This is a genomic window from Paraburkholderia sp. RL17-347-BIC-D (assembly GCF_046027915.1).
Lineage (GTDB): Bacteria > Pseudomonadota > Gammaproteobacteria > Burkholderiales > Burkholderiaceae > Paraburkholderia.
Map to the genome: position 1 here is coordinate 46,749 of NZ_JARESS010000013.1, position 25,113 is coordinate 71,861.

A 25,113-nucleotide genomic window follows, 5' to 3' on the forward strand; every position below is an offset into this window, starting at 1 on the left:
ACGTACCCGCCGTGTCCGTTTCACCGGAGACATGTCTTGACCCAACGTTCCGCCACGCCGCCCACTGTGGGTCGGCCCGATGTCATCGCGCAAGCTCACGCCCGCTCGCTCGAAATCGGCCTGCGCGCGTCGGAGACGCCGGACTTTCATCCGCTGCCCCGGCCTGCGCTGCGTGAGCTCGTCGATCGCAATCAATCGCTGTTCACGCATGCGCTTCCCGTCATGGAGACGCTGCATGCGCAGATCGTCGATACGCAAAGCATGGTGCTGCTCACCGACAATCACGGCGTGATCCTGCACAGTCTCGGCGACAGCGACTTCGTCGAGAAGGCCAATCGCGTCGCGCTGTGTACGGGTGTGTCGTGGGCCGAAGCGGATCGCGGCACCAATGCGATCGGCACCGCGCTCGTCGATGGCCAGCCGACCGTCGTGCACGCCGGCGAACACTTCCTGCACGCCAACCGGATTCTCACGTGCTCGTGCGCGCCGATTGCCGATCCGTTCGGGCGCACTATCGGCGCGCTCGACGTGAGCGGCGATACACGCGGCTTTCATAAGCACACGCTCGCGCTGGTGAGGATGTCGGCGCAGATGATCGAAAATCATCTGTTCTCCAATCAATTCGTCGACGCGATTCGCGTGCACTTTCACGCGCGCGCGGAATTCATCGGCACCCTGTTCGAAGGGCTCGCGGCGTTCGCGCCGGACGGCACGTTTCTGTCGGCTAATCGCAGCGCGCTGTTTCAATTCGGGCAGCCGCTCGCCGAGCTGCAACGGCAACCGTTCGATGCGCTGTTCGGCGTGGCCTTCGCGAGGCTGTTGCAGCAGATCGCGCGCGCACCCGGCGAGAGCATTCTGTTGACGCTGCCGAGCGGCGTGCGCGTGGTGGCGCGCGGCGAATATACGCTGCCACGCTACGTCGGACCGACGGAGAGCTTCGCCGGCACTTCGCGCGCGCCATTGTCCGGCGAGGCGCGTCATGCGCCGCGCTGCATCGATCCCGCGCCGCTAGCCACGCTTGAAACGCTCGACACCGGCGACGCGCAAATCGCCGCGATTCTGCGGCGTGTCGCCAAACTGCGGGGCCGCGATATTCCGATCCTCGTGCTCGGCAAGACCGGCACCGGCAAGGAGTGGCTGGCGCGCGCCATCCATCACGATTCGCCGCGCCGGGCCGCGCCGTTTATCGCCCTGAATTGCGCGTCGTTGCCGGATACGCTGATCGAGGCGGAGTTGTTCGGCTACGAAGACGGCGCGTTCACCGGCGCGAAGAAACGCGGCAGCATCGGCAAGATCGTGCAGGCCGACGGCGGCACACTGTTCCTCGATGAAATCGGCGACATGCCGCTCGCCCAGCAAGTGCGTCTGATGCGCGTGCTGCAGGAGCGCAACGTCGTGCCGCTCGGCGGAACCCGGGCGATTCCGGTGGATTTGCGCATCGTCTGCGCGACCCACCGCAACCTGCGCGCGATGATCGAAGCCGGCACGTTCCGCGAAGACCTGTACTACCGGATCAATGGACTCGTCCTGACCTTGCCGACGCTGCGCGAGCGCACGGATCTTCGTGTGCTCGTCACGCGCATACTGGAATTGCAAGCCGACGGCGAACGCCTGCCGCGGCGCGTCTCCGCCGAAGTGCTCGAACAATTCGCGCAATGCCGCTGGCCGGGCAATCTGCGGCAACTGGCCAACGTGTTGCGCACCGCGAGCATCATGGCCGAAGGCGCGGAACAGATCGAACTCGACGATTTGCCCGAGGACTTCTTGCAGGATTGCGTCGACATCGCGGCTGAGCCACGAGTGAAATCACTGGCAGCGCTTGCGGGCTCAGAATCCTGCGATGAGGTCCGCGCCGCGGCGCAAGCGCAGGGGCAGCCGGCGTCCAGCAAGATGGAGGCATGGCAGGCCACGCTGATCGCGCAAACGCTCGAACGGCTCGACGGCAATGTGTCGGCGGCGGCACGCGAGCTGGGATTGGCGCGCAATACGGTGTACCGCTATTTGCGACGCAACGGCACGACTCATTGAAGATGCAACGTGTAAAGTGTGGCGCAATCCGTCACAGATTCACACGATGTCCGACTCTACCCGCCCGCCTCTCGTTCGCGTCGAGCCGCTCGGCCACACCTTCGAAGCGCCCGATTCGCTCACGATTCTCGAAGCCGCCGGCTTTGCGAATCTGCGCTTGCCGCGCTCGTGCCGTAATGGGACGTGCCGCACGTGTCTGTGCAAAATGACTGCAGGACGAGTGCGCTACACGATCGAATGGCCCGGGCTCAGCCGGGAAGAAAAACAGGAAGGCTATATTCTGCCGTGCGTAGCGATCGCGGAATCCGATGTGGTGATCGAAGCGCCGGATGCGGTCGAATTGCCGCCGCTCAAGTGAAGCGCGGCGCGCATCGCCGGCCTTAACGCCCGTTACCCATCGCCCGGGCGATTTTCTTGTCGGTGTTGTACTGGCTCAGCGCGTACACCGACCAGATCGCTGCCGGAATCCAGCCGATCAGCGTGATCTGCAGGATCAGGCAGATGATGCCCGCGAACGGGCGGCCGATCGTGAAGAACTGGAACCACGGCAGAATGATGGCAAGCAGTAGCCGCATGCAGATTTCCCTTTGTTGATAATGGCTAGTTGATCGGTGCGAAGCGCGGCACCTTGGCGCCGTCGACTTCGACCAGTTCGAAAAATACCGAGGCTGGACGCGTCCAGATCGTACCATCGCTGGCTTTGTAGACGATCATCGTGACCGTCGGATCCGGCTCGAGCGTGGCCTCGCAAACCAGTTCGTAAATCCCGCCTTTGTAGTGCCGGTAACGCACCATGCTTATCCTCCCTGAATTGACCAATCTCGGCGATTCAGCGACGGTCGAACCGTCAGCCGCCCTCTTTCATCTGCTTCAGAATCTTGTAGACGGTGGCGCGTCCCATCGTCAGCACGGCGGCCACGTAGTTCGCGGAACTGCGGCCGCGAAACGCGCCTTGTGCGTGCAGTGCCTCGACGATTTCCCGCTTGTGTTCGCGCGTGAGCGCATTGATGCCGATCTGGCGTTCGCGCAGCCACGTATGCAGGTATGTGTTGATGCGGTCCTGCCAGTCGTCGCGGAACAGTTCCTCCGCGGGCGCGTCCGTCAGATTACCGCCCTTGATGAACAGATCGAGCGTGGAGCGCACATCTTCGAACACCGCGATATTGAAGTTGATGCACAGCATGCCGGCCGGCTTGCCGTCGTCGTCGAACAGGATGTTGCTCACGCAACGCATGCGCCGGCCGTCCCAGTTGAGCTTCTCGTACGGTCCGATGGTCTGGCCGCGCGCCGCGTAATGGACTTCGTCCAGCACCGACGGCCCGCCGACTTCGAGCTTCGACAGGTTGTTCACGAGGTACGCGATGGTCTGATCGCGCAGGTCGTGAATCACCACTTCGGCGCACGGATAGAAAAGCGCCGCGATGCCGTCGGCGATGGGAGCGTAGCGCTCGAGCAGCAGGTCTTTCACAGGAGACACGTTTGGGTTGCGCATGGGGTCGCAGTGTTCGAAGGATGCGGCAACTCGCCATTGTAGCCACCCGGCCCGGCCACGGCGACCGTGGCGCCGGCCACGTCGTCAAAAAAGCAAACGCTGCCCCCCTTCGTCACGCGGCGATTTTTGTCCGCTTGGCGAGCGATTTTTTTTCGTGCGATAAAAGACCCATCTATTTGACGGAGCAACAGATGGCCACGCTTGAAGCGTTTCGCGCCGTGCTCGATGACGAAGGCACGCCGGAAATCATCCGCAATCACATCATCGATTCGCTGCAATACACGCTGCGCAATCACGGACAGATCTTCACGTCGAAGGAAGTCGAATGGCTGGCCGGCTGGGATGACGCCCGCATTCCGCTGGCGGCGTCGCGCGAGTTGCAAAAGCGCGTGAGCGAAACTTCCCGCTGAAACGCGAGTCTGTTGATCGTCCAGCGCCCGCGCCGTCACGGCGCAACCCCTCACCCGGCGTGCCGCTCATGCCCCGGCACGCCGTTCGCGACGATTGCGTCGCTCGCAAAGCCCCGCCGGCCGGGCGGTTTGTCCCTGCGTGGAACTTTTTGCTATCCAATTAGCCCTATTTAGTGCATCATATTGGAATAGCTGTATCCCGCATTCGCCGCATTCGCATTACCAGGCAACAACCGGCTTGATCAGGCAACACCGGGCAGTCTAAAACCGGCGTCTGCGCACCACCCCCGACTGTTCGACCGCCGCCTGTCGGCGATCCCGTCACCCCGGCAATGCGTCGCATGCATTCGCCGTCGCGAGTTGTGCAGCTGAGTGTTCAGCTTTACGCGCCCGATGTCCGCGCGACATCAGCGTGTTTCTTCTCCATCGAATCCGCGATTTTGCGCGGCGCGCTCAAGCCCTTGCGATCGGGCCTGTGCCAACCTTTTTCCATGGCGGCGCGCCCCAAGGTGCTGCGCTGCCCGGCCTGTCGTGCCGCGCGTAACACGCGTGACACGCCGGCCACGTATTACAGGACACGTGCTTCATGAATTCAGTTGTCAAGACGTACAAGGGTTATGAAATTCACCCGCTCGTCTATCCGCGCCGCCCGGCGGACGGTCAGACGAGCCGCAATCCGGACGCCGGCTACGACGCGTCGGTGCGCATCTGCCGCGTGGGCGCCAATCCGGCCGCCGACGGGCGTGTGTTCCGTCTGCAGTACCTGTTTCCGTTCGACGGCACGGGCAAGGCGCGCATTGCGTGCATGGCCCACGCCGAGCAATTGATCGACGGCCGTGTAGACGGCCAGTCCGTCGCCGATCTTTGAGCGGTACTATCAGCGCATAGGCTGATGCCGCAGGACGGCGGGCTCGAAAAGCCCGCTTTTGCCCCCATCTGATGTTGTGCTGCCCGGCGTGGGCGACCAACACCCCTTATCCCATCGACCAGGAGTTATGCATGGCGAAAGAAGAACTGCTTGAACTTGACGGTATCGTCGACGAAGTACTTCCGGACAGCCGTTACCGCGTGACGCTCGACAACGGCGTCGTGGTTGGCGCTTACGCGTCCGGACGCATGCGCAAGAACCACATCCGTATTCTCGCGGGCGACCGCGTGACGCTGGAACTGTCGGTCTACGATCTGACCAAAGGCCGGATCAATTTCCGTCACAAAGACGAGCGCGCCACCGGTGGCGGCGGTGCTCGCAACACGCAATTCCGTCGCCGTTAAGGCTGGCGGCACGCTGACCGCGCCGCGCACGGTCTTGGCGTGATCCATTGCGATTAAGTCGTACGCGAAGCCATTCGCGCGCCTTCTCCGGCTTGACTCGTTGACTCGAGCCTGAGCGGCGCGCTGCGGCATCGCTTCGTTGCAGCCTGGTTTTGCCCGATTCGCTTTAGCGCGTGGCCCTTTCTGTTGCCAGCGTGCGTTTCACACGCCTTCCTCGCTTCCTGCATACACGCGTTTAAAGCCCGAACACCGTCCCGAGATCCTCGCGGACGGCGCTTTTGCGCACCTGCTCGACTACCCGCTCCTCCAATTCCGCCAGATGCTCGCGCATAGCCGACAGTGCAACGTCGAGATCGCCCGCGTCGAGGGCGTCGATGATTTGCGTGTGTTCGTCCGCGGAACAGGTCGAACCCTTCGACGGGTCGAACAGCGCTTTATATAACTCGGTTTTGGCGACCAGTTGCCCGAACAGCCCGAGCAACTCCGTGCCGCCCGCCAACTCCGTCAGCAGCACGTGGAACTGGCCGGCAAGACGCACGGACTCTTCGACGGCGCCCGCGCTCAACGCCTTCTCTTCGCTGCGCACATGCGCGCGCAAGCGCCGCTTGTGCTGCGCGCTCAACGCCCCGCACAAAGCCGCGACGATGCCCGCCTCGACGATCTGCCGCGCGCGATACACCTGGCGAATGTCCTCTTCCGACGGCGACGGCACGAACGCACCGCGATTCGCCTCCAGCACGAGCTTGCCCTCGAAGCCCAGCCGCGCCAGCACCTTGCGCAGCGCGCCGCGCGTGCAGCCGAACGCGGCAGCGAGATCGCGTTCGACGAGTTGCGCGCCCGGCCGCAGGCGCCCCTGCAACAACGCGGCGGTAATGGACGCGTAAATACGCTCTTCGACGCTGATCGAATCGTCGTCGCGTGCACCTTGAATGGGCGTTTCCGTGTCGGCAGACGACGGACGCCGGGGACGTGGAGCCATGAATTATGTAATCGGGAATGGAGCGATATCGGCAGGCATTCTAGCCGCGGCGGGCAGCCTGCGCCATCATCCACGGTTCGGGCAAGCAGATGCCCGTGTGGTGCTCGCGTTGAATCTTCGCCGCGCGTAGACGGTCGATGGACATCGCGAGTTTCCAACGGGAACGCCGAAGAGCCGCGGCGATGCTGCTGCGGCGGCACTTCGTGGTTTAAGTTGAAGAGATGCAGGCTTCCGGCTTCGCGGCAGACGTTCTACACGACGTGGGATCGTAGGGGCGTCGACCGTGCCGATGTGACGACGCCTCAAACACGGCCGAAAGTCGCGCGCTCTTATTGTCCCGTGTTGAGCACAACCCTGAACCGTGCGGCGCCGCTCATCATCCGGTCGTAGGCCTCGGCAGCTTTCGTTAGCGGGAATTCTTCGATCATCGGTTTGATGCCCGATAGCGCGCTGAAGGCGAGCGTGTCCTGCGAATCCGCCGACGTGCCCGACGGCCAGCCTTGCACCGAATTTCGCCCCATGATGAACTGCGCGATCGGCACCTCGACGGGCTCTTCGGAGAGTCCGACCATGATCAGCTTGCCGTTCAATCCGAGGCCGCCCACTACGGCGCTCATCGCTTTACCGCTGGTGACGGTGGCAAGAATCACGCGAGCGCCGCCCAAAGCCTGCAACGCCTCTGCGACGTTCACCGCCGTGCTGTCGATGTAGTGATGGGCGCCAAGCTCTTTCGCCAGACTTGCCTTGTCCTGCCCACGCGCGATGGCTACCGTGACAAATCCCATCTTTCGCGCGAACTGCACGCCGAGATGGCCAAGTCCGCCAATGCCCAGAACGGCGACCACGTCCCCGGCACGCGCGCCGCTGTTGCGCAGCGCGTTGAATGTCGTGATGCCCGCGCACAGAAGAGGGGCGGCATCGACATCGGAAAGATCATCCGGAATGCGCGCCAGTGCTTCGACCGGGGCCACCATGAACTCGGCATAGCCGCCGTCGTAGCTGATGCCAGGTACGAGTGCGCGCTGACACAGAACAAAATCGCCTCGACGGCAATGCTCGCACCGTCCGCAATGTCCGCCGTGCCAGCCGACGCCGACTCGCTGCCCCGCCTGCCATCCTTCAACGCCGGCGCCGACCTTGTCGATGACGCCTGCGATCTCGTGCCCGGGCACCCGCGGATATTCCAGGCCCGGCCACTGCCCTTCTTTCGTCAACGCGTCACTGTGGCAGATACCGCACGCCTGGATCTTGATGAGCACCTGTCCGGCACCGGGTTCCGGCACGTCCCGTTCAACGACCTCCAGGGGTCCGCCGGCCTTTGCCACCTGCACTGCCTTCATCGTCCGCATCGCTTTCCTCCTTGTGAAAGAGACGAACGCGAGTCGACCGAACTCGGTTCGCAGATTTGCCGCCGACGTCACCCTCCGGTCGAGCGCTCAGCTTACGCCATATTTTCGGCGGCGCGCCACGGCCTTGCCAATCTGGCGATGAGCGTTGACTCTGTTTCGCACGGGTCTTGCAAGCGGGATCATGGTGGCCGATGGAGCATGAGGCATGGCGTATGGTCACCGTTGGAGAAAGCCGCTTTCCAGGTCCGCGAACCGCGTCGAGTTCCAGGCTGTGGCCGTGGGGACGAGCATTCGACCGGATCACCGAGCGCGTCATGGAAGCGATGACCTCAGCCCCCGGCCCTCTTCGCGCTGTGGCCATACTTTTTTAGCGCCTCGATAACTCGCTCGCAATGGTCACCCTGCACTTCGATCACGCCATCCTTGACCGTTCCACCAGAACCGCAGGCCGTGCGCAACTGCTTGCCTAGCAACGCCAAGGCAAGAGGATCGAGCGCCAGCCCTTTAACGAGCGTCACGCTTTTCCCGCCCCGGCCCTTGGTCTCGCGACTCACTCGCACCACACCATCACCTACCGCTCGTGCCTTGGCGAGCGTCTTGCAGACACATTGCGCGAGCACCTGGCTGCATTCGGGACACATCCGTCCGCCATCGGTGGAATAAACAAGGCCGCCTTTTGAACTACTCTTCATGATTGGCTTACTCAAAGACACTTAAGTCGGAAATCACGACGAGTTTAGCAGGGGCTCCTGTACCGCCTCTCAATGTTTAACGCGCCGCAGCTCGCCACGCGGCGACGATTTCTCGTGTCCTGCCTTCTCCCGGAATCTCTACGGTGATTACACCGATGCAGTAGAGATAGCCGCGAATTCACTGATAGCCGTCCTTGCCACCCGCTTCAATGACAAGCGCGCCCGGTTCGGTTTACTGGGCCACGGGCATCGCGAATTCCGCACCTTTGGCGATGCTGTCGGGCCAGCGCTGCATGACGCTCTTGTAGTGCGTGTAAAAGCGCACGGCTTCCTCGCCGTACGCGTGATGATCGCCGAACAACGATCGCTTCCAGCCCCCGAACGAATGCCACGCCGGCGGCACCGGACTCGGCACGTTGATGCCCACCATGCCGATGTGAATCTGCCGGGAGAATGCGCGCGCCGCGCCGCCATCGGAAGTAAAGAGCGATACGCAGTTTCCCAGTTCGTGCGCATTGACGAGTGCTATCGCACTCGCGAGATCCGGCACGCGGACAACCGACAGGACCGGCCCGAAAATCTCTTCCCGATAGATGCTCATCTCAGGCTTCACGTCGTCAAAGAGCGAACCGCCGAGAAAGAAACCCTCTTCGTGGCCGGGCACGCGATGGCCGCGGCCATCGACGACGAGCCTGGCACCTGCCGCGACGCCCGCATTGATATAGCCCAGCACCTTGGCGCGATGCGCGGCGCTGATGAGCGGCCCCATGTCCAGATCGGGCTCCATGCCGCCGCCGATCCTGAGCGAGCGCACGCGCGGCGCGAGACGCTCGATCAGCTCGTCGCCGATACGCCCCACCGCCACCGCGACCGAGGTCGCCATGCAGCGCTCGCCGGCCGAGCCATACGACGACGCGATCAGCGCATCGACCGCCTGATCGAGATCGGCGTCGGGCATGACGACCAGATGGTTTTTCGCACTGCCCAACGCCTGCACGCGCTTGCCGCGCTTTGCACTTTCGCTGTAGATGTATTCAGCGACCGGAGTCGAGCCGACGACCGATATCGCGGCCACATCGGGGTGCTCGATCAGCGCATCGACGACCGACTTGTCGCCATGCACGACATTGAACACGCCTTTGGGAAAGCCCGCCTCGATGAACAGCTCGGCGAGCCGGATCGATGCCGACGGCGTGCGCTCCGAGGGCTTGAGCACGAACGTGTTGCCGCACGCGGCTGCCATCACGAACATCCAGCACGGCACTACCATCGGGAAATTGAACGGCGTGACGCCCGCGGCCACGCCGAGCGGCTGACGTAGATTCCAGTTGTCGATGCCGCCGCTGATCTGATCGGTGAAATCGGTCTTGAGCAGGTTCGGAATGCCACACGCGAATTCGACGATTTCGATACCGCGCACCACCTCGCCCTTCGCGTCCGAAAACAGCTTGCCGTGGTCGCGCGTAATGAGTTCGGCGAGTTCGTCCGAATGCGCCTCGAGCAGTTCCTTGAACTTGAACATCAAACGGGCGCGCTTGAGCGGCGCCGTTTCGCTCCAGGCCGGGAATGCGGCTTTCGCGGCGGCGACGGCGGCGGCGACTTCAGCTGCGTTTGCGACCGGCACGCGGGCCGCCACCCGGCCTTGCGCCGGATCGAATACGTCGTTGAACCGCCCGCTCGCGCCAGCGGCGCGTCGGCCGTCGATGAAATGACTCAGCTCGCGCACAGCGCCTTGATTTGCTTCGCTCATGTGTACTCCTATGGCGGGATGCGGGCGCTGCGCGCGCCACGCCTCCTCATGTCTTCGAACATGGGTCGTTCGGCTTCACTGTCGATCGGGCCGACGGCTCCGATAGAGGCCAATGTAGGCGCATTGATTCGGATTTCGAACACCCGCGTCCGACAAACAGTCTTGCGCAGCAGGAACAAATCGAAATTAGCGGGAAGGCTTGGCAAGCTGGAGTGAACGGTGATGTTCTGTGCAGTGCCGCCGCTAAAGGCGCGAAGTCGGATTGATGTGCGTATCTTCTCTCGACGTCGGCTTCACTTTTTGAACAGGGCGCGTTGATGCGTCCACTGTGTAACTCTATTTACTAGAGTCGAGAAGCGCCGGATATGCCTACGAGGCAATTATTAAATACCGCTACACGAGACTCGCCGGATGGTGGGCTCGGGTCCAACAGCTGAAGAGGCCCTAGCTGTTCACAAGTCGCTAACAGGAGATTCCTCATCAACGATGTGCAACAGCATGGAGAAACGTCATGATCAACCTTACCGTCAAAGACATCAGCGATTGTGCAGCGATGGACAGCGAGGCAATGTCCATAGTGTCCGGTGGCGCTGGACGCAAGACCGTTTCTGAGGCCATTGCCGACACGATCCGTTTGTTGAACGGGATTCGTGACGGCTCAACCACCATTGGGGATCACGGTGGAACCACCGTGGAACACGCACCCGACTGATTACGCTCGCCCCTGCGCGTCGCAGTTCGTCTGTCCGAGGCGCACACTATTTTCTCAAGTTTTAACCCTGACCTTCGCTTGACGCGCGCCCCAAATCGTTCAAAGCGACTGCAAGGCGAGCACGATGCCCGCACCCAAAGCGACAAGGAAGATTACCGCGCCTGTCGTCCGTCGACGATTAAGCCCGGTCCAGAGCACCACGCCAGTGAGTGAGAGCAGCACGAGGCTTCCCGCCATCGAGTCCGCCAGCAAAATCCAGCCTGCTCGCGCACCTTCGGCCCGATGCAGGCCTTCCAGCGTGTTGACGAGACCCTGATCGCGGCGTTCGATATCGATTGTGTTGCCGCCCTTCCAGTACTCCGCGCTGAGAAGGTAGCTCGGTGCGATGAAACGGATCTGCCAACGCTCGGGTTGCATCACGGACCGGTCCCCCCATGTAACAGCGTGAGCAGGTTCACGGTTCGCCCGTTCCGCAGGACGGTCCAGCTTGAGTTCCGAGCGCAGCCAGTTCGCCATGTCGCGCGGAGACTGGGGAGCCGGATCGGGCACCTGCAAATGTATCTTCGACACGACCGGCGCGTCGCCAACGCGGATCTTCATGGTCGCCCGATGATTCTGCAGAAAACCCGTCACGCCGAAGAGCAGGCCAAGAACGGCGCCCCACAGTCCAATCCAGCCATGGATCCGCCGCAACCATTTGAGAAAGACGCCGCGACGGCTTGATGACCTGCCCTTTTGCGACAGCGGCTCGGCAGCTTCAGCGCGTGGCTCATTCATTTCGGTTACCTGAGTATTCATGGTCTGGTTCTCATTGTTTGCGTGGAGTCTAGAAATCGAGCGTCGAGGTCAATTCAAGTGTGCGTCCGAGACCCACGCCGAGCTGGTTGGAGCCGGCCGCGCTCCAGTACCGCTTGTTCGTGGCGTTCTCGAGGTTGGCCTGGAATGACACATGCTTGCCGTAGACCCGCGTCGAGTAACGCGCGCCTGCCGTAAAGAGCGTGTAGCCGCCAATGCTCGCCTGATCCGCGCTGTTGACCGGTCGCGAGCCGATGTAGTACACACCTGCGTTGACCGACAGCCCGGCGAGGACGGGAACCCGGTATTCGGCAAAAAGACTGGCGGTCACGTGTGGGGTGTTCTCGGGCGTCTTGCCGAGCAGCGTGGGGTCGGACGAATCGACCTGCTTTGCGTCGAGATAGACCGCGGACGCAGTCAGCGAAACATCCCGTGCCACATCGCCCTGTATGGAAAACTCGACGCCGCGATAGCGGGCGTTACCGTCCAGCACATAGACGTTGTCGCTGTTGACCTCCGCCGACGGCTGGCGCAGATTGAACAGCGCCAGAGACACGAGCGTATTGCCTGGAATACGCGTACGCACGCCAACTTCTTCCTGGCGGCTAACGACCGCAGGCAGTATCTGATTGGCGTTATTCGCCGTCGCCGGAGCACTGCCGGCCGATTCCAGCGCCTCGACGTAGCTCGCGTAGACGCTCGTATTCGGCGTCAGGCGAAAGCTCACGCTGCCCGAGGGCGAAGTCCGGCTAATGTCCGAGTTCGGCGTACCGGCCTGCGACGTGATGTATTCCGAGCGACGCACGCCCGCCACCACTTGCAGTCGCGACGTGAGGTCGATCTGATCGAACGCGTAGACCCCGCTATTGCGGATATGCTGCGCAAAAAACTGCTTGGGTGTCCCGCTCGGCGTGAGCTTCGTGATTGGAACGGGATTGTAGAGGTTCTGGTTCGCCGTGAAGAAGTTCGTCGTGAAGTCCGGCTGGAATAGCCAGTTCTGCGTGACGCCGACTGTCAGTGTGTGGCCGATCGATCCTGTTTTGAAATCGCCGTTGACGTCCAGCCGAACGTTTTTGTTCTCGTACATCTGGCCGTTCTGCTGGCTCGCCTGCAGAGTGCCGGCCCCCGTGACGACGTTGTACTTCTGGAAGACCCATGCCCAACGGTCGCGACGCGTTATCGACTGGCCGAGAGAAAACGTCGCGCTCCAGTGGTCGGAGAACGCGTAGTCGGCGCGCAGCAATTGCGTGTTGGCGCTCGCGAGCGTGGGCTGACTGCCGCTGACGAGGAGCTTCGACGGATCAGGCAGGGACGGAAGCGAGATGACACCGTTCTTCGGTGCCAGCGGCACGATACCCGCCTGCTCGACGATGCTCGTTTCGATATGCTCGAAGTCGTACTGGAGCTTGAGCTTGCTGTTCACGCGCCAGTCGAACGCCGCGCTGATGAACTTGCGGTAGCCGTGGTCACCGTCGATGGGCGTCTCGACGTGTTCATCCATTGCGTTCACGCGAATGCCGAACTGATCATCCGGCCCGAAGCGTCGCGCAATATCGGCGTGGGCACCATACGATCCATGCGAATCGCCGAGCAGCGAAATGCTGGTCACGGGTTCGGAGCCCGCCCGTTTGGTCACCATGTTGACGATGCCGGCGGGGACCGTGAAGCCGTAGTACAGCGCGGACGCGCCCTTCAATACTTCGACGCGCTCCTTGTCCTCCATCGGCATCCAGATGTTGTTGTCGATCGGGAGTACGCCGTTGAAGTAGAAGCTCGAGCGGTTATCGAGCGGAATGCCGCGAATCGAGATGTTGTCGTACGCAAGGCCGCTCAGTTGCTGGCGCGTCACGCCGGCAACGTTACGCAGCGCGTCGTAAAGGCCGGTATCGCCCTGAGCATCCATCACGCCTCGCGTGACGACGTTCACCGTGGCCGGCACGTCGAGTGCATCGAGTCCGCGATACGGGCCTGTTTCAACGGTCGTGGGAGCGAAGCCCTGCGCCTTCGTGCTTGTGACACGGACCGGGGCGAGTTGCTGCGGATCGGACGCCGCAGACGCCTCGCTGGTTGCATCGCCCGTTTCAGCGGCCTCGGCAAAGGCTGGCGAGCCGCCGATTATCCCCGCGGCCAGCAGTGCGTTAACCAGCAAACTTGTTGTGTCGAGCAATGAGACCTTGCTCGCGTTCCTGCGGCGAAACATATACCCCCCGATCAAGCGGACACCATCCCTTTCACCAATCAAGGCGAGGCGCTGGGTGTCGGCACGTTGCTTTCAAAAGGGCGCATGTTAATACGAATCGTTACTGTTTGCATTTATTCAAATTTTCGTCAATCTGACACATTCGGATTGCCCATCTGAAAATTACAATTTACTTTCGAAAATCAGGGCTGACGTGCCTGCCCGAGGACCGACTGTCATCTCTGCGAGACGCGCCGCGCGGTTCACTGCGACGCACGCGGCACTATCGATACATCCGTCGACGGCTCTTCGCCGTCGACGTGCGCGGACGTCACGAGTTGTCCGGGACGCAGTCTTCGAGAAAGTCCGTGATCGCATCACGGCTCGGGCGGAGGCCCTTCAACTGAAGAACGGCACCCGCATTGCCCCGGTGATAAGTGCCATGCAGGCACACATGCAGAATGATTTCGCCTCGCCGCATGCGCGCCGGCTTTCCGCTAGTGAAGACAAAATCGACAGGCTGCTCGAAGTCGCTCTCCGTCAAACTGTCCACATACTCCGCATACCAGTCGTCGACTTTTCGCGCACTGTTCGCCAACGCCTGGAGCCCCGGCATGCTCTCCGATCGCGGCGCCTGAAACGGGTGCGAGAGTCCCTGCAAATGATGCTGAAAGATTCTGTCGACCACATGGATATGGTCGAGGATGCGAAGCATGATCGACGATTCCTCACTGCTCAGCCGGTCGAAATTCTGGCTGACAGCATCGTAGAGGCCGCGATCGGCCCACCGTTTGACGGCAACAAGTTTTGCATAGGGCTGATCTATCATAAGACGTCTCCTTTCAGCGTCGAGGGTTGCGATTCGCGTTCGATCCAACGTGGCTCCAGCGTTGCCATTCGATTCGCGAGATGCATAATACGAGTGAAAACCCGTCCTTACCTACTCGCATTTGGAGCGCGAGAAATGGCGCGAAAACCGCTCACGAAACCCAGGAAACACGCGTCTCAAGGCAGATCGCGTGTCACTGTCGATGCCTTGATCGAAGCAACCGCTCGCATTCTGGTCAGGGACGGGTTCGACAAAGCCAGCACCAACCGTATCGCCGAAAGAGCGGGCGTGAGTGTTGGTTCGCTCTACCAATATTTCCCCGGCAAAGAGGCGCTAGTGAGCGCCGTCATGGAGCGCCATAGCCAGGAAGTCATGCAGGTCGTCCGTGGCGCGTTGGCAGAGGCGGCGGCACTGCCGATGGAGCAAGCGGTGCGCACGCTCGTCGCCGCGTCGATCGAGGCGCATCGGATCGATCCGCAACTGCATCGCGTGCTCTCGGAACAGACTTCGCGCACCGGGAGGCTTGAAAACACCGCACTACTGAACGGGGAAACCTATGCGCTGTTCAGGACCTTCCTCGAAGCGCACCGCAATGAATTTCGCGCACTCGACCTCGAGCTTGCGGCGTTTGTGTGCGTGACAACCATCGAGGCGCTGACCCATACAGCGGTCGTGCACCATTCCGAGAGTCTCTCGGAGGAAGCGTTTGCAGCGCTCGTCGACGAGGCCACGCGGCTGATAGTCCGGTATCTGCAGTAGTCGCCGTGGTTGACGGAAGAGCAACGAGCACTCACGGAGAGTTTCCCGTGAGTGAGCGTCTCACTTCCGGCTAACACATCGCCTCTCCTTCGCTCGCTCATCCACCTCGAACAAAAGCCAGAGCGACTCTCTGTCCGTTGAACGCACGACCCTCGCAAGTTGCCCGGATCTCGTCGCGCCCCACATCGTGAGCGGCGCAAGCTGAAGCTGCGCTAGCAGTTCCGCGAACACCTATTGCGCTCGGCACGCAAAGCCGAGAACTGCCCCTATGCAGCGAGCTATACCGGACATTATGAAAATGGTTAACCATTATTTGTTATTATGGTTGACCAAAACCGGGCCTTCGTACGGTTTTTCACATCGCCCATCCCTCGCCACAGGACCATTGTGAATTCGCCCTCCAGCGCCAGCCCGCCCCGTATTCCCGCTCACCACACCGCCACGGCGCTGAAGTGGCGGGACGTCGTGTGGCTGGCTGCGATCGTCGCGATCGGCATCAATCTGCGCCCGTTGCTCACGTCGATCAGCCCTTTGATGACGACGATCCGCGACGCAACTGGCCTCAGTTTCTACGGCGCGTCGTTGCTGACCAGCCTGCCGGTCGTCGCGATGGGCATCGGCGCATTCGGCGCGGGCGCGCTGACCCGCACGATCGGCGAAACACGCGGTGTCGTGCTCGGCTTGCTAGCGATCGCGTTGGCCTGCGCGGCACGGTGGACGGCGTCGAACGGCACGGCACTACTCGCCACCGCGTTGCTCGCGGGCGTGGGCGTCGCGGCGATCCAGGCGCTGCTGCCCGCCGTGATGAAGCAGCGCTTTCATGCGCGCGTGCCGCTTGCGATGGGCGTGTTCTCAGCGTCCATCATGGGCGGCGGCGGGTTGGGCGCGAGTTTGAGTCCGTGGGTGAGCCGCGCGACGCAGTCGTGGCATGCGGGGCTCGCGGTGTGGGCGATTCCGGCTTGCGTCGCGCTGGTCTGCTGGTGGGCATTGAACCGGCAGGCTTCTGCCAGCGGCGCCATGGCAAAGGCTGCTCCCGTCAACGGCGTTACCCTTTCGCTTTGGCGCACGCGGCGCGCGTGGACGCTCGGGCTCTACTTCGGCATCGTCAACGGCGGCTATACGAGTCTCGTTGCATGGTTGCCGGCGTTTTATCAGCAGCGCGGCGTGAGCGTCGCGGCAAGCGGTTCGCTGCTGGCGGGCATGACGGTGTTCCAGGCCACCGCCGCCCTGTTGCTGCCGCTCGCCGCGGCGTCGTTCAGGGATCGGCGGCCGTGGCTCACGCTCGGCCTCGCGGCGCAACTGTTCGGATTGCTTGGCTTGATCGTCTGGCCCGACGCGGCGCCCTTGCTATGGGTCGGCGTGGCAGGCGCGGGACTCGGCGGCACTTTTTCGTTGACGCTCGTGACCGCCATGGATCATTCGGCCGACCATCGCGTAGCCGGCAAGCTCGTCGCGTTCACCCAGGGCGTCGGCTTCATCGTGGCGGCTATTGCACCGATCGTGGCCGGCCTCGTGCGCGGCTGGAGCGGAAGCTTCGGTGTCGCGTGGATCATGCTGGCCGGCTGCGTCGTCGCAATGATCGCGGTGAGTTTTCTGTTCTCGCCCCGCAGTTATAGCGAATGGCGTCGATGAAGTAAGCGGCGGCGCCGTGCGCCGCTTCGGTGCATTGGCCTTGCGTGCCCCGCGCAGGTGCAGCCGCGGCGGCCCATGCAGCCGCCAAGTCCGTGATTGCTTTCGCTTCACCTTCGGGCGTATCGCCTGGCATAGCCGTTGCTTAATACAAGGCTAGCCGTCGATAAAGCCCCACTCCATGCTGCGCGTTCTCCTCGTAACCGACACCGATAAGCCCATCGGCGACCTTCGCGACGCCCTCGCCCGCCTCGGCTACGAGATGCTGGCAGGCACCGCCACGCCGCAAGCGCTGCATCGCGTGGTGCAGTGCGAGCGGCCGGATGTCATCATCATCGATACGGAATCGCCGTCGCGCGATACGCTCGAACAACTCGCCGTGATGAACGCCACCGCGCCGCGTCCGGTGCTGATGTTCAGCCACGACGCCAACCAGCAGTTGATTCGCGACGCCGTCGGCGCGGGCGTCACGGCCTATCTCGTCGAAGGTCTCGCGACCGAGCGCCTCGCGCCGATCCTCGAAGTCGCGCTGGCGCGTTTCGCGCAGGAATCGCAGTTGCGCGAACGTCTCGCGCAAGTCGAGAACGAACTCGCCGAGCGCAAGCTGATCGATCGCGCCAAGCGCATCCTGATGGATCAGCAGAAAATCACCGAACACGCCGCCTACGCCAACCTGCGCAAACGCGCGATGAACCAGGGCGTCAAACTCGCCGAGGTCGCGCGCGCCATCATCGCGGCGGCTGACTCGCTCAAATGAAGCGCCGTCCATGAACTCTCCTACTTCACTCGCCAGAACGTCCACATCGGGGCAACTCGAGAAGACCCATTTGCGGCTCGGCTTCGTGGCGCTTTCGGACGCCGCACCGCTCGTCGCCGCCAAGCTGCTCGAATTCGGCCATGCGCACGGCCTGACGCTGGAGCTGTCGCGTCAGCCGTCATGGGCCGCCGTGCGCGACAAACTGCTGTCGGGCGATCTGGATGCGGCCCACGCGCTCTACGGACTCGTCTACGGCGTGCAACTGGGCCTGGGCGGACCGCAAACGGATATGGCCGTGCTGATGGTGCTCAACCGCAATGGCCAGGCCATCACGCTGTCGAACCGTCTCGCCGATGCGCTCGCCGAACACGGCACACTACCCAAGGCGCTCGCAACGCTCGGCCGCAAGCCGGTCTTCGCGCAAACTTTCCCGACCGGCACGCATGCGATGTGGCTGTACTACTGGCTCGCGTCGCAAGGCGTGGATCCGCTGCGCGAGATCGAGAGCGTGGCGATTCCCCCGCCGCAAATGGTCGCGGCGCTCGCCGAAGACAAACTCGACGGCCTGTGTGTCGGCGAGCCCTGGAACGCGCAGGCCGAAGCGCAAGGTGTCGGCAGAACGATCGCTTATACGAGCGACGTGTGGCCGGATCATCCCGACAAAGTGCTGGCGTGCCGGCGCGATTTTGTCAGCGCGAATCCGAATGCAGCACGCGCACTCGTGCAGACCATGCTCGAAGCGTGCCGCTGGCTCGACGGCGCGGGACATCGCGAGGAAATCGCGCATTGGCTTGCGCGGCCCGAGTATGTCGGCATCGATGAAACGTTGATCGCCGCGCGCCTGGACGACGAAATTGCCGCTTCCGCACCTGGCGGTCTACCCATGCGCTTCTTCGACAACGGCGCGGTCAATTATCCGCAAGCGTTCGAAGGCGCGTGGTTTCTCACGCAGTTCGAACGCTGGGGCATGATCGACGCGCGCGCGGATTACGCGGACATTGCCGCGCGGATCAACCAGACGCAGTTGTATCGCGAGGCGGCCATCGCAGTGAACGTGGCGGTGCCGGAAGAAGGCGCTTCAAAGGTGTTGATCGATGGCGAAACGTGGAGCGACAGCACGTCACCCACCGCTTACGCACAGCGCTTTCCGATCCGCCGCTGAGTTGCTGGGTTGCTGGGTTGCTCGCCAACGTCACACCGCTTTCAACGGCGGAAACAACACGCTGACGACCAACCCGCCACCTTGCGCGTCGGTGAGCGCGACCTGCGCGCCGTGCACGCGCGCGATCTCCCGCACGATCGATAAACCCAGGCCGCTACCCTCGACCGCCTGCGTCGCTTCGCTGCGATAGAAACGTTCGAACACCGCGTCGCGTTCGCCGGCGGCAATGCCCGGCCCGTTGTCGATCACCTGCAGCAAGGCTTGTTCTCCTTCGCGCGCAACCCGCACGGTAATCACCGCGCCATCGCCGGAATAACGGATGGCGTTGTCGATCAGATTGCCGACCAGTTCCGCAAGCAGATCGATCTGGCCCGTCACGTCGACACGCACGTCCTGTTCGAAACCGAGATCGATGCCGCGCGAGCGCGCCACCGGCGACCAGTCGAGCGTGACGCTGCGCGCCACCTTATGCAGCGGCACCGACGCATGCTGGACCGTGTAGCCGCTGTCCGCGTCGAGCCGCGAGAGCGACAGCAACTGCTGCACGATGCGCACCGCCTGCTGCACGGCGCGATTCAGGCGCCGCAAATGCACCCCTTGCCGGCGATTGCCCCCCGTACTTTCCTCCACGACGTCGATATCGCGCAACGCCAGTTCGGACTCCGCCTGAATCACCGCAAGCGGCGTTTTCAACTGATGCGCGGCGTCGTTGAAAAGCCGCCGGCGCGACGACTGCATCAACTGCGTGCGGCCGATGTACTGATTGATCGAATCGACCAGCGGCGCCACTTCGCTCGGCAGACCGACGGTGTCGAGCGGCGTCGGATCGTCCTCGGCGCGCGCGGCCACTTTCGCCGACAGGCGGTTCAACGGCCGCAAGCCGCGCGCCACGCCCAACCAGACGATGCCGAGCGCGAGCACCACCAACAATCCTTCCTGTTGCAGCGACCCGGTCAGAATCTCGCGCGCCAACGCTTGACGCTGCTCGATCGTTTCGCCGACTCTCACCAGCACCACACGCGTCTGCGCGCTCGGCACGTCGTGCACGGGCAGCCTGAGCATGGCGATGCGCAGCGGACGGCCGCGAAACACGTCGTTGTAGAACCGCACGCTGTAGGGCTCGCCCGGCACTTTTCCGGGATCCGGCAAGTCGGGATAGCCCGTCACCACGCGGCCACCTTCCTCGCGAATCTGATAGTAGATGTTGCCGCCGCCGTTCGATTCGAACATCTCCAGCGCGAGGTACGGCAGATCGACTTCGATCTCGCCGTCGCGCAAACGGATGCCGTCGCGGATCGAGCGCAGTGAAAATTCGAGCGCTCGGTCGAAGGCCGCGTGCGCCGCGTTCATCGCGCGCTGATAGGTGAGCCATGCGTCCAGGGCGAGCAGCAGAAGCAGCGGCAGCAACAACCACAGCGCGATCCGTACGCGCAGATTCGGCCGCGTCATGCGCTTTTTGCTTCCAGCAGATAGCCGAGCCCGCGCAGCGTCACGATGCCCACCGAACTGTGTTCGAGTTTCTTGCGCAAGCGGTACACATAGATTTCGATGGCGTCCGCGTTCACCGATTCGTCGAGCCCGAAGATCTTCTCCGACAACGTGTCCTTGTTGATCGCGCGGCCATTGCGCAGGATCAGCACTTCGAGCACCGAACGCTCGCGCGGCGTCAGCGCGAGTGCTTCGCCGTCGAGCGTGAAGCCGCGATCCACGCTGTCGTAAAGCAGCGTGCCGCATTGCGCATGCAACGGCTCCTGCCCATGACTGCGGCGCAAGAGCGCACGCGCGCGCGCTTCGAGTTCGGTGAGCGCGAATGGCTTGGCGAGGTAGTCGTCGGCGCCGAGATCGAGACCGCGCACGCGCTCTTCCACCGAACCGTGCGCGGTCAGCATCAGCACCGGCACTGCATTACGGCGCGCCCGCAAACGGCGCAGCACTTCGAGGCCGTCGAGCTTCGGCAAGCCTATATCGAGAATCACCAGCGCGTAGTCCTGGGTGCGCAAAACGTGGTCGGCGGACTCGCCATCATGCATGCAGTCGACGGTGAGTTTCGCGCTGGTCAGCGCGTCGGTCAGCGAGCGGGAAAGGATCGGATTGTCTTCGACGAGGAGCACACGCATAGAACGGAATCCCAGGGAAATCCATGAGGTGAATTCGACCATTGTGACGCATTTCCTTCGAAAACTGAAAGCGTTCAGAAAGCCCCAGTCTCTTACCATTCGCCTACACAAAACCAACACGAAGTTTTCTGGAGGAAGACGTGCAAAACGCTTTGAAGGTTCTCGCAGCCGCTCTCGCATTCGCCGCAAATTCAGCGTGGGCGGCCATTCCAGCCGGTTATCCGAGTGATTACCAGGCCACGGTCGACGGTGCAAAAAAGGAAGGCAAGCTGATCGTCTACTCGGTCACGGACACCGCACTCGTGCGCCCGCTCATCAAGGATTTTGAAAGCCTGTACGGCGTCAAGGTCGAGTACAACGACATGAACAGCACCGAGCTGTACAACCGCTACATCAGCGAAAACGCGGCCAGCAGCACCAGTGCCGACGTGCTGTGGAGCTCGGCCATGGACCTGCAGGTCAAGCTCGTCAACGACGGCCTGATGGCCACTTACGAATCGCCCGAAGCGAAGCAGTTGCCGCAATGGGCGCAGTACCAGAAGCAGGCCTACGGCACCACCTACGAGCCGCTCGCGATCGTCTACAACAAACGCCTCGTGCCGGCCGGCGACGTGCCGCAAACGCGAGCCGATCTGATCAAATTGCTGCAAACCAAGCCCGATCAGTTCAAAGGCCGGGTCACCACTTACGACATCGAAAAGTCCGGCGTCGGTTTCAACTACCTGACCCAGGACGCACGCGTCAACCCGCAGGTCACGTGGGATCTGGTCAAGGCCATGGGCGCCACCGGCCCCAAGCTGCAATCGAGCACGGGCGCGATGATGGAGCGTATTTCTTCCGGTGAGAACCTGATCGGCTACAACATTCTTGGCTCGTACGCGCTGACCAAGGCGAAGAAAGATCCGTCGATCGGTTATGTCTATCCGAAGGACTACACGCTGGTCGTCAGCCGCCTCGTGACGATTTCGAAGAAAGCGCAAAGCCCGAATGCCGCGAAGCTGTGGGTGGACTATCTGCTCTCGCAACGCGGTCAGACGCTGCTGGCTAATCAGGCGAGCCTGTTCTCGATTCGCGCCGACGTGGAAGGCGAAACGTCGATGGCCGGCCTCACGAAGCAACTCGGTGACTCCCTCAAACCGATCCCGATCGGTGCGGGACTGCTGGTCTATCTCGACCAGTCGAAGCGCCTCGAATTCCTCAAGCAATGGCAACAGTCGATCAAGCGCTAGCCATGCGCGTTTGATACGCAAGCGGCCGCACTGCGACGCGGCCGCCGGCCCTTCCTTCCATACCTGTCGATATGCGGCCTGCGTGCCGCAGGAGGACCCTCATGCTTTCCACTAGCGCAACCGGACGCCGCGCCGCGCCGCCGCACGCGGCAGACGGCGGCTCCATCGGCGCGCTGCCGCGCGGCGGACTGCAACCGTTCATGGGGCTGCTGCGCTGGCTCGTCGTCGCGGTGCTGACCGTGGCCGTGGCGCTGCCGCTCGGCTTCATCCTGTTGCAGAGCGTGCTCAACGCGCCGTTCTTCGACGCGAAACGCACGCTCGGCCTCGCTGGCTTCGAATTCATTTTCAGCGACCCGGACTTCTGGTCCGCGCTGAAAAACTCTTTTGTCATCGCGGCCGGGATGCTGTTCATCTCGATTCCGCTCGGCGGCATTCTCGCGTTCCTGATGGTGCGCACCGACCTGCCGGGCCGCCTCTGGCTCGAGCCGCTGCTGCTCACGCCCGTGTTCGTCTCGCCGATGGTGCTCGCCTTCGGCTATGTGGTCGCGGCCGGCCCGGTCGGTTTTTACTCGGTGTGGTGGATGGAGTTGTTCGGCACCGCCGAAGCGCCGTGGACCGTCTACTCGGTGTTCGCCATCACGGTGATCGTCGGCCTCACGCATGTGCCGCACGTGTATCTGTATTCGTCGGCGGCGCTGCGCAACCTCGGCTCGGACGTCGAGGAAGCCGCGCGTGTCGCCGGCGCGCGGCCGTTTCGCGTCGCGCTCGACGTCAGCCTGCCGATGACATTGCCCGCGCTGCTGTTCGCCGGCGTGCTGGTGTTCTTTCTCGGCTTCGAAGTATTCGGCCTGCCGCTCGTGCTCGGCGATCCTGAAGGGCACCTCGTGCTCGCCACGTATCTCTACAAGCTCACCAACAAGCTGGGCGTGCCCTCGTATCACCTGATGGCCGCGGTCGCGATGTGCATCGTCGCGATCACGTTCCCGCTCGTGCTGCTGCAACGCCGGCTGCTGAAGAGCGCGAACCGTTTCGTCACGGTCAAGGGCAAGGCGGGGCGTCAAACCGTGCTGCCGCTCGGCGCGTGGCGCTGGGTCGCGCTGGCGATCGTGGCGCTGTGGCTGCTGCTGACGGTGTTCGTGCCGCTCTCCGGCATCACGCTGCGTGCGTTCGTTACACACTGGGGACATGGCGTGCATCTCGCGGATACGCTCACGCTCGCCAACTTCACCGAACTGTTCGAGCAGAACAACCTGGTCCGCGCGATTCTCAACACGCTCGGCATCGGCGTATTCGGCGGCGCGCTGGCAGTGGGCTTCTATTCGCTGGTGGCGTTCGCCGGACACCGCCGCAACGACTGGGCCACGCGCCTGCTCGATTACCTCGTGCTGCTGCCGCGCGCGGTGCCGGGCCTGCTCGCCGGTCTCGCGTTCCTGTGGGTGTTCCTGTTCGTGCCCGGCCTCAAGGAACTGAAGAACTCCATGTGGAGCATCTGGATCGCGTACACCGTTGTGTCGCTCGCCTACGGCATGCGTCTGATTCAGAGCGCGCTGCTGCAAGTCGGGCCTGAGCTCGAAGAAGCAGGTCGCAGCGTCGGCGCAACGCGCGCACGCGTCAGCCTCGATGTGACGCTGCCACTGGTGCGCTTCGGCCTGCTCGCTGCGTGGCTGCTGATTTTCATGATCTTCGAGCGCGAGTATTCGACCGCCGTCTATCTGCTCTCGCCCGGCACGGAAGTGATCGGCGCGCTGCTCGTCTCGCTGTGGGCCACCGGGTCGGTCGATCAGGTCGCCGCGCTTTCTGTCATCAACATCGCGATGGTCGGCGCCGGACTCGGCGTCGCGCTGCGCTTCGGAGTGAAATTGCATGGATAAGCTCTCGGTCGACAACCTCTTTCTCAGCTATGGCGACAACCCGATTCTCAAAGGTGTGTCGTTCGAACTGACTCCCGGCGAAGTGGTCTGCCTGCTGGGCGCGTCGGGCAGCGGCAAGACCACGCTGCTGCGCGCGGTGGCCGGTCTCGAACAGCCGTCGTCGGGCCGCATCGAACTGGACGGCAAGGCGTTTTTCGACGGCGCGGCGCATGTCGATCTGCCGGTCGAGCAGCGCTCGCTCGGGCTCGTGTTCCAGTCGTATGCGCTGTGGCCGCATCGCACGGTGGCCGAGAACGTCGGGTATGGATTGAAACTGCGGCGCGTCACCGCTACCGAGCAGAAAAAACGCGTGCAGGCCGCGCTCGACCAACTCGGCCTCGGCCACCTTGCCGCGCGTTATCCGTATCAGCTTTCCGGCGGCCAGCAACAACGCGTGGCGATTGCGCGGGCGCTCGTCTACAACCCGCCGGTGATTCTGCTCGACGAACCGCTCTCCAATCTCGACGCCAAGCTGCGCGAAGAAGCGCGCGCCTGGCTGCGCGAGCTGATCGTGTCATTGGGCCTCTCGGCGTTGTGCGTGACGCACGACCAGACCGAGGCGATGGCGATGTCCGACCGCATCCTCTTGCTGCGCAACGGACGCATCGAACAGGAAGGCACGCCGGCCGAACTGTACGGCGCGCCCCGCTCGCTCTACACGGCCGAATTCATGGGCAGCAACAACCGCATCGAGGCGCGCGTGACCGCGGTCGACGGCGAACGCGTGACGCTTGCCGGCGACGGCTGGCAACTGCAGGCGCAAGCACGCGAAGCGCTCACGGCCGGTCAACACGCGCAAGCCGTGATCCGCCTCGAGCGCGTGCAGGTCGCCGACGGTCCCGGCACCAACCGGCTCGAAGCCGAGCTCGTCACGTCGATGTATCTCGGCGACCGCTGGGAATACCTGTTCCATTGCGGCGACCTGCGGCTGCGCGCCTTCGGGCACGTGCCGCGCGCGGCCGGCCGTCACTGGATCGAATTCCCCGCCAACGACTGCTGGGCGTTCGCTCAGGCGAGTTGAAAGCGGCACGCCACGAACCGAAGCAAAAAAAACCAACCACCG

General features: G+C 62.9%; 25 protein-coding genes. 13 read left to right on the top strand and 12 right to left on the bottom strand.

Features of this window, described 5'->3' with window-relative positions:
• Nucleotides 1–36: 36 nt before the first annotated feature.
• Both P0D96_RS19275 and P0D96_RS19280 read left to right on the top strand, forming a co-directional pair.
• Nucleotides 37–2,028 carry a sigma-54-dependent Fis family transcriptional regulator gene (locus tag P0D96_RS19275; protein WP_408314854.1) on the top strand — a complete coding sequence of 664 codons (1,992 nt, stop codon included), beginning with the start codon at nucleotides 37–39 and terminating at the stop codon, nucleotides 2,026–2,028.
• Nucleotides 2,029–2,074: 46 nt separating this feature from the next.
• Nucleotides 2,075–2,386: a 2Fe-2S iron-sulfur cluster-binding protein gene (locus tag P0D96_RS19280; protein WP_132377459.1), complete on the top strand. Its 312-nt coding sequence runs from the start codon at nucleotides 2,075–2,077 to the stop codon at nucleotides 2,384–2,386.
• A gap of 22 nt (nucleotides 2,387–2,408) precedes the next feature.
• Here P0D96_RS19280 and P0D96_RS19285 read toward each other — a convergent pair whose 3' ends face one another.
• Genes P0D96_RS19285 through P0D96_RS19295 form a run of 3 tightly spaced genes read right to left on the bottom strand, consistent with a single transcriptional unit; the run spans nucleotide 2,409 to nucleotide 3,520 of the window.
• Nucleotides 2,409–2,603 (bottom strand): YqaE/Pmp3 family membrane protein, encoded by a 195-nt coding sequence (locus P0D96_RS19285; RefSeq protein ID WP_028194701.1) that lies wholly within the window; start codon nucleotides 2,601–2,603, stop codon nucleotides 2,409–2,411.
• A gap of 25 nt (nucleotides 2,604–2,628) precedes the next feature.
• Nucleotides 2,629–2,823, bottom strand: coding sequence for a DUF1653 domain-containing protein (locus tag P0D96_RS19290; RefSeq protein WP_132377460.1), 195 nt, complete (start codon nucleotides 2,821–2,823; stop codon nucleotides 2,629–2,631).
• A 52-nt stretch (nucleotides 2,824–2,875) separates the two neighbouring features.
• Nucleotides 2,876–3,520: a helix-turn-helix transcriptional regulator gene (locus tag P0D96_RS19295; RefSeq protein WP_095421107.1), complete on the bottom strand. Its 645-nt coding sequence runs from the start codon at nucleotides 3,518–3,520 to the stop codon at nucleotides 2,876–2,878.
• Between the two features lie 191 nt (nucleotides 3,521–3,711).
• On the opposite strand from P0D96_RS19295, the gene P0D96_RS19300 reads away from it, so the two are divergent.
• The 3 genes from P0D96_RS19300 to infA all read left to right on the top strand — a co-directional run bounded on the left by P0D96_RS19300 (nucleotide 3,712) and on the right by infA (nucleotide 5,202).
• Nucleotides 3,712–3,930, top strand: a complete 219-nt coding sequence (locus P0D96_RS19300) for a hypothetical protein (protein WP_132377461.1) — start codon at nucleotides 3,712–3,714, stop codon at nucleotides 3,928–3,930.
• A 586-nt stretch (nucleotides 3,931–4,516) separates the two neighbouring features.
• Nucleotides 4,517–4,798, top strand: a complete 282-nt coding sequence (locus tag P0D96_RS19305) for a hypothetical protein (protein ID WP_035557986.1) — start codon at nucleotides 4,517–4,519, stop codon at nucleotides 4,796–4,798.
• Between the two features lie 131 nt (nucleotides 4,799–4,929).
• Nucleotides 4,930–5,202 carry a translation initiation factor IF-1 gene (gene infA, locus P0D96_RS19310; protein ID WP_012427521.1) on the top strand — a complete coding sequence of 91 codons (273 nt, stop codon included), beginning with the start codon at nucleotides 4,930–4,932 and terminating at the stop codon, nucleotides 5,200–5,202.
• A 235-nt stretch (nucleotides 5,203–5,437) separates the two neighbouring features.
• Here the strand turns inward: infA and P0D96_RS19315 are convergent, their stop codons facing one another.
• From P0D96_RS19315 to P0D96_RS19330, 4 genes are all read right to left on the bottom strand, one after another.
• Entirely contained in the window at nucleotides 5,438–6,181 is a 744-nt protein-coding gene (locus P0D96_RS19315) for a GntR family transcriptional regulator (protein WP_408314856.1), read from the bottom strand.
• Between the two features lie 329 nt (nucleotides 6,182–6,510).
• Nucleotides 6,511–7,530, bottom strand: coding sequence for an alcohol dehydrogenase (locus P0D96_RS19320; protein WP_132377462.1), 1,020 nt, complete (start codon nucleotides 7,528–7,530; stop codon nucleotides 6,511–6,513).
• Between the two features lie 329 nt (nucleotides 7,531–7,859).
• Nucleotides 7,860–8,222 carry a translation initiation factor Sui1 gene (locus P0D96_RS19325; protein ID WP_132377463.1) on the bottom strand — a complete coding sequence of 121 codons (363 nt, stop codon included), beginning with the start codon at nucleotides 8,220–8,222 and terminating at the stop codon, nucleotides 7,860–7,862.
• A 232-nt stretch (nucleotides 8,223–8,454) separates the two neighbouring features.
• A complete protein-coding gene (locus P0D96_RS19330) occupies nucleotides 8,455–9,972 on the bottom strand; it encodes a CoA-acylating methylmalonate-semialdehyde dehydrogenase (protein WP_408178111.1) in 1,518 nt (505 codons plus the stop codon).
• Nucleotides 9,973–10,483: 511 nt separating this feature from the next.
• Between P0D96_RS19330 and P0D96_RS19335 the strand changes: the two genes are divergently transcribed.
• Entirely contained in the window at nucleotides 10,484–10,684 is a 201-nt protein-coding gene (locus P0D96_RS19335) for a hypothetical protein (RefSeq protein ID WP_408285155.1), read from the top strand.
• 99 nt (nucleotides 10,685–10,783) lie between these two features.
• On the opposite strand, the gene P0D96_RS19340 is transcribed toward P0D96_RS19335, so the two are convergent.
• The 3 genes from P0D96_RS19340 to P0D96_RS19350 form a co-directional block, all read right to left on the bottom strand.
• On the bottom strand, nucleotides 10,784–11,482 hold the full coding sequence (locus tag P0D96_RS19340; RefSeq protein WP_408178113.1) for a PepSY-associated TM helix domain-containing protein: 699 nt from the start codon (nucleotides 11,480–11,482) through the stop codon (nucleotides 10,784–10,786).
• 28 nt (nucleotides 11,483–11,510) lie between these two features.
• Nucleotides 11,511–13,646: a TonB-dependent siderophore receptor gene (locus P0D96_RS19345; RefSeq protein ID WP_408314858.1), complete on the bottom strand. Its 2,136-nt coding sequence runs from the start codon at nucleotides 13,644–13,646 to the stop codon at nucleotides 11,511–11,513.
• A 343-nt stretch (nucleotides 13,647–13,989) separates the two neighbouring features.
• Nucleotides 13,990–14,535: a DinB family protein gene (locus tag P0D96_RS19350; protein ID WP_408314859.1), complete on the bottom strand. Its 546-nt coding sequence runs from the start codon at nucleotides 14,533–14,535 to the stop codon at nucleotides 13,990–13,992.
• An 87-nt stretch (nucleotides 14,536–14,622) separates the two neighbouring features.
• Here P0D96_RS19350 and P0D96_RS19355 point away from each other — a divergent pair, with 87 nt between their 5' ends.
• From P0D96_RS19355 to P0D96_RS19370, 4 genes are all read left to right on the top strand, one after another.
• Complete coding sequence (locus tag P0D96_RS19355; protein WP_408314861.1) at nucleotides 14,623–15,246, top strand: TetR/AcrR family transcriptional regulator; 624 nt, start codon at nucleotides 14,623–14,625, stop codon at nucleotides 15,244–15,246.
• A 387-nt stretch (nucleotides 15,247–15,633) separates the two neighbouring features.
• Nucleotides 15,634–16,878, top strand: a complete 1,245-nt coding sequence (locus P0D96_RS19360; RefSeq protein WP_408314863.1) for a cyanate transporter — start codon at nucleotides 15,634–15,636, stop codon at nucleotides 16,876–16,878.
• Between the two features lie 178 nt (nucleotides 16,879–17,056).
• Nucleotides 17,057–17,632, top strand: a complete 576-nt coding sequence (locus tag P0D96_RS19365) for an ANTAR domain-containing response regulator (RefSeq protein ID WP_132377466.1) — start codon at nucleotides 17,057–17,059, stop codon at nucleotides 17,630–17,632.
• 10 nt (nucleotides 17,633–17,642) lie between these two features.
• Complete coding sequence (locus P0D96_RS19370) at nucleotides 17,643–18,794, top strand: CmpA/NrtA family ABC transporter substrate-binding protein (protein WP_408178118.1); 1,152 nt, start codon at nucleotides 17,643–17,645, stop codon at nucleotides 18,792–18,794.
• Nucleotides 18,795–18,824: 30 nt separating this feature from the next.
• Here P0D96_RS19370 and P0D96_RS19375 read toward each other — a convergent pair whose 3' ends face one another.
• On the bottom strand, nucleotides 18,825–20,243 hold the full coding sequence (locus P0D96_RS19375; protein WP_408314865.1) for a sensor histidine kinase: 1,419 nt from the start codon (nucleotides 20,241–20,243) through the stop codon (nucleotides 18,825–18,827).
• Complete coding sequence (locus P0D96_RS19380; protein ID WP_408314982.1) at nucleotides 20,240–20,911, bottom strand: response regulator; 672 nt, start codon at nucleotides 20,909–20,911, stop codon at nucleotides 20,240–20,242. Before P0D96_RS19380 ends, P0D96_RS19375 begins: the two co-directional genes overlap by 4 nt.
• Nucleotides 20,912–21,051: 140 nt before the next feature.
• On the opposite strand from P0D96_RS19380, the gene P0D96_RS19385 reads away from it, so the two are divergent.
• The 3 genes from P0D96_RS19385 (at nucleotide 21,052) to P0D96_RS19395 (ending at nucleotide 25,071) form a co-directional block, all read left to right on the top strand.
• Nucleotides 21,052–22,140, top strand: coding sequence for an ABC transporter substrate-binding protein (locus P0D96_RS19385; protein ID WP_408178120.1), 1,089 nt, complete (start codon nucleotides 21,052–21,054; stop codon nucleotides 22,138–22,140).
• Between the two features lie 101 nt (nucleotides 22,141–22,241).
• A complete protein-coding gene (locus tag P0D96_RS19390) occupies nucleotides 22,242–24,011 on the top strand; it encodes an ABC transporter permease (protein WP_408314866.1) in 1,770 nt (589 codons plus the stop codon).
• Entirely contained in the window at nucleotides 24,004–25,071 is a 1,068-nt protein-coding gene (locus P0D96_RS19395; protein WP_408314868.1) for an ABC transporter ATP-binding protein, read from the top strand. Before P0D96_RS19390 ends, P0D96_RS19395 begins: the two co-directional genes overlap by 8 nt.
• Nucleotides 25,072–25,113: the final 42 nt, after the last annotated feature.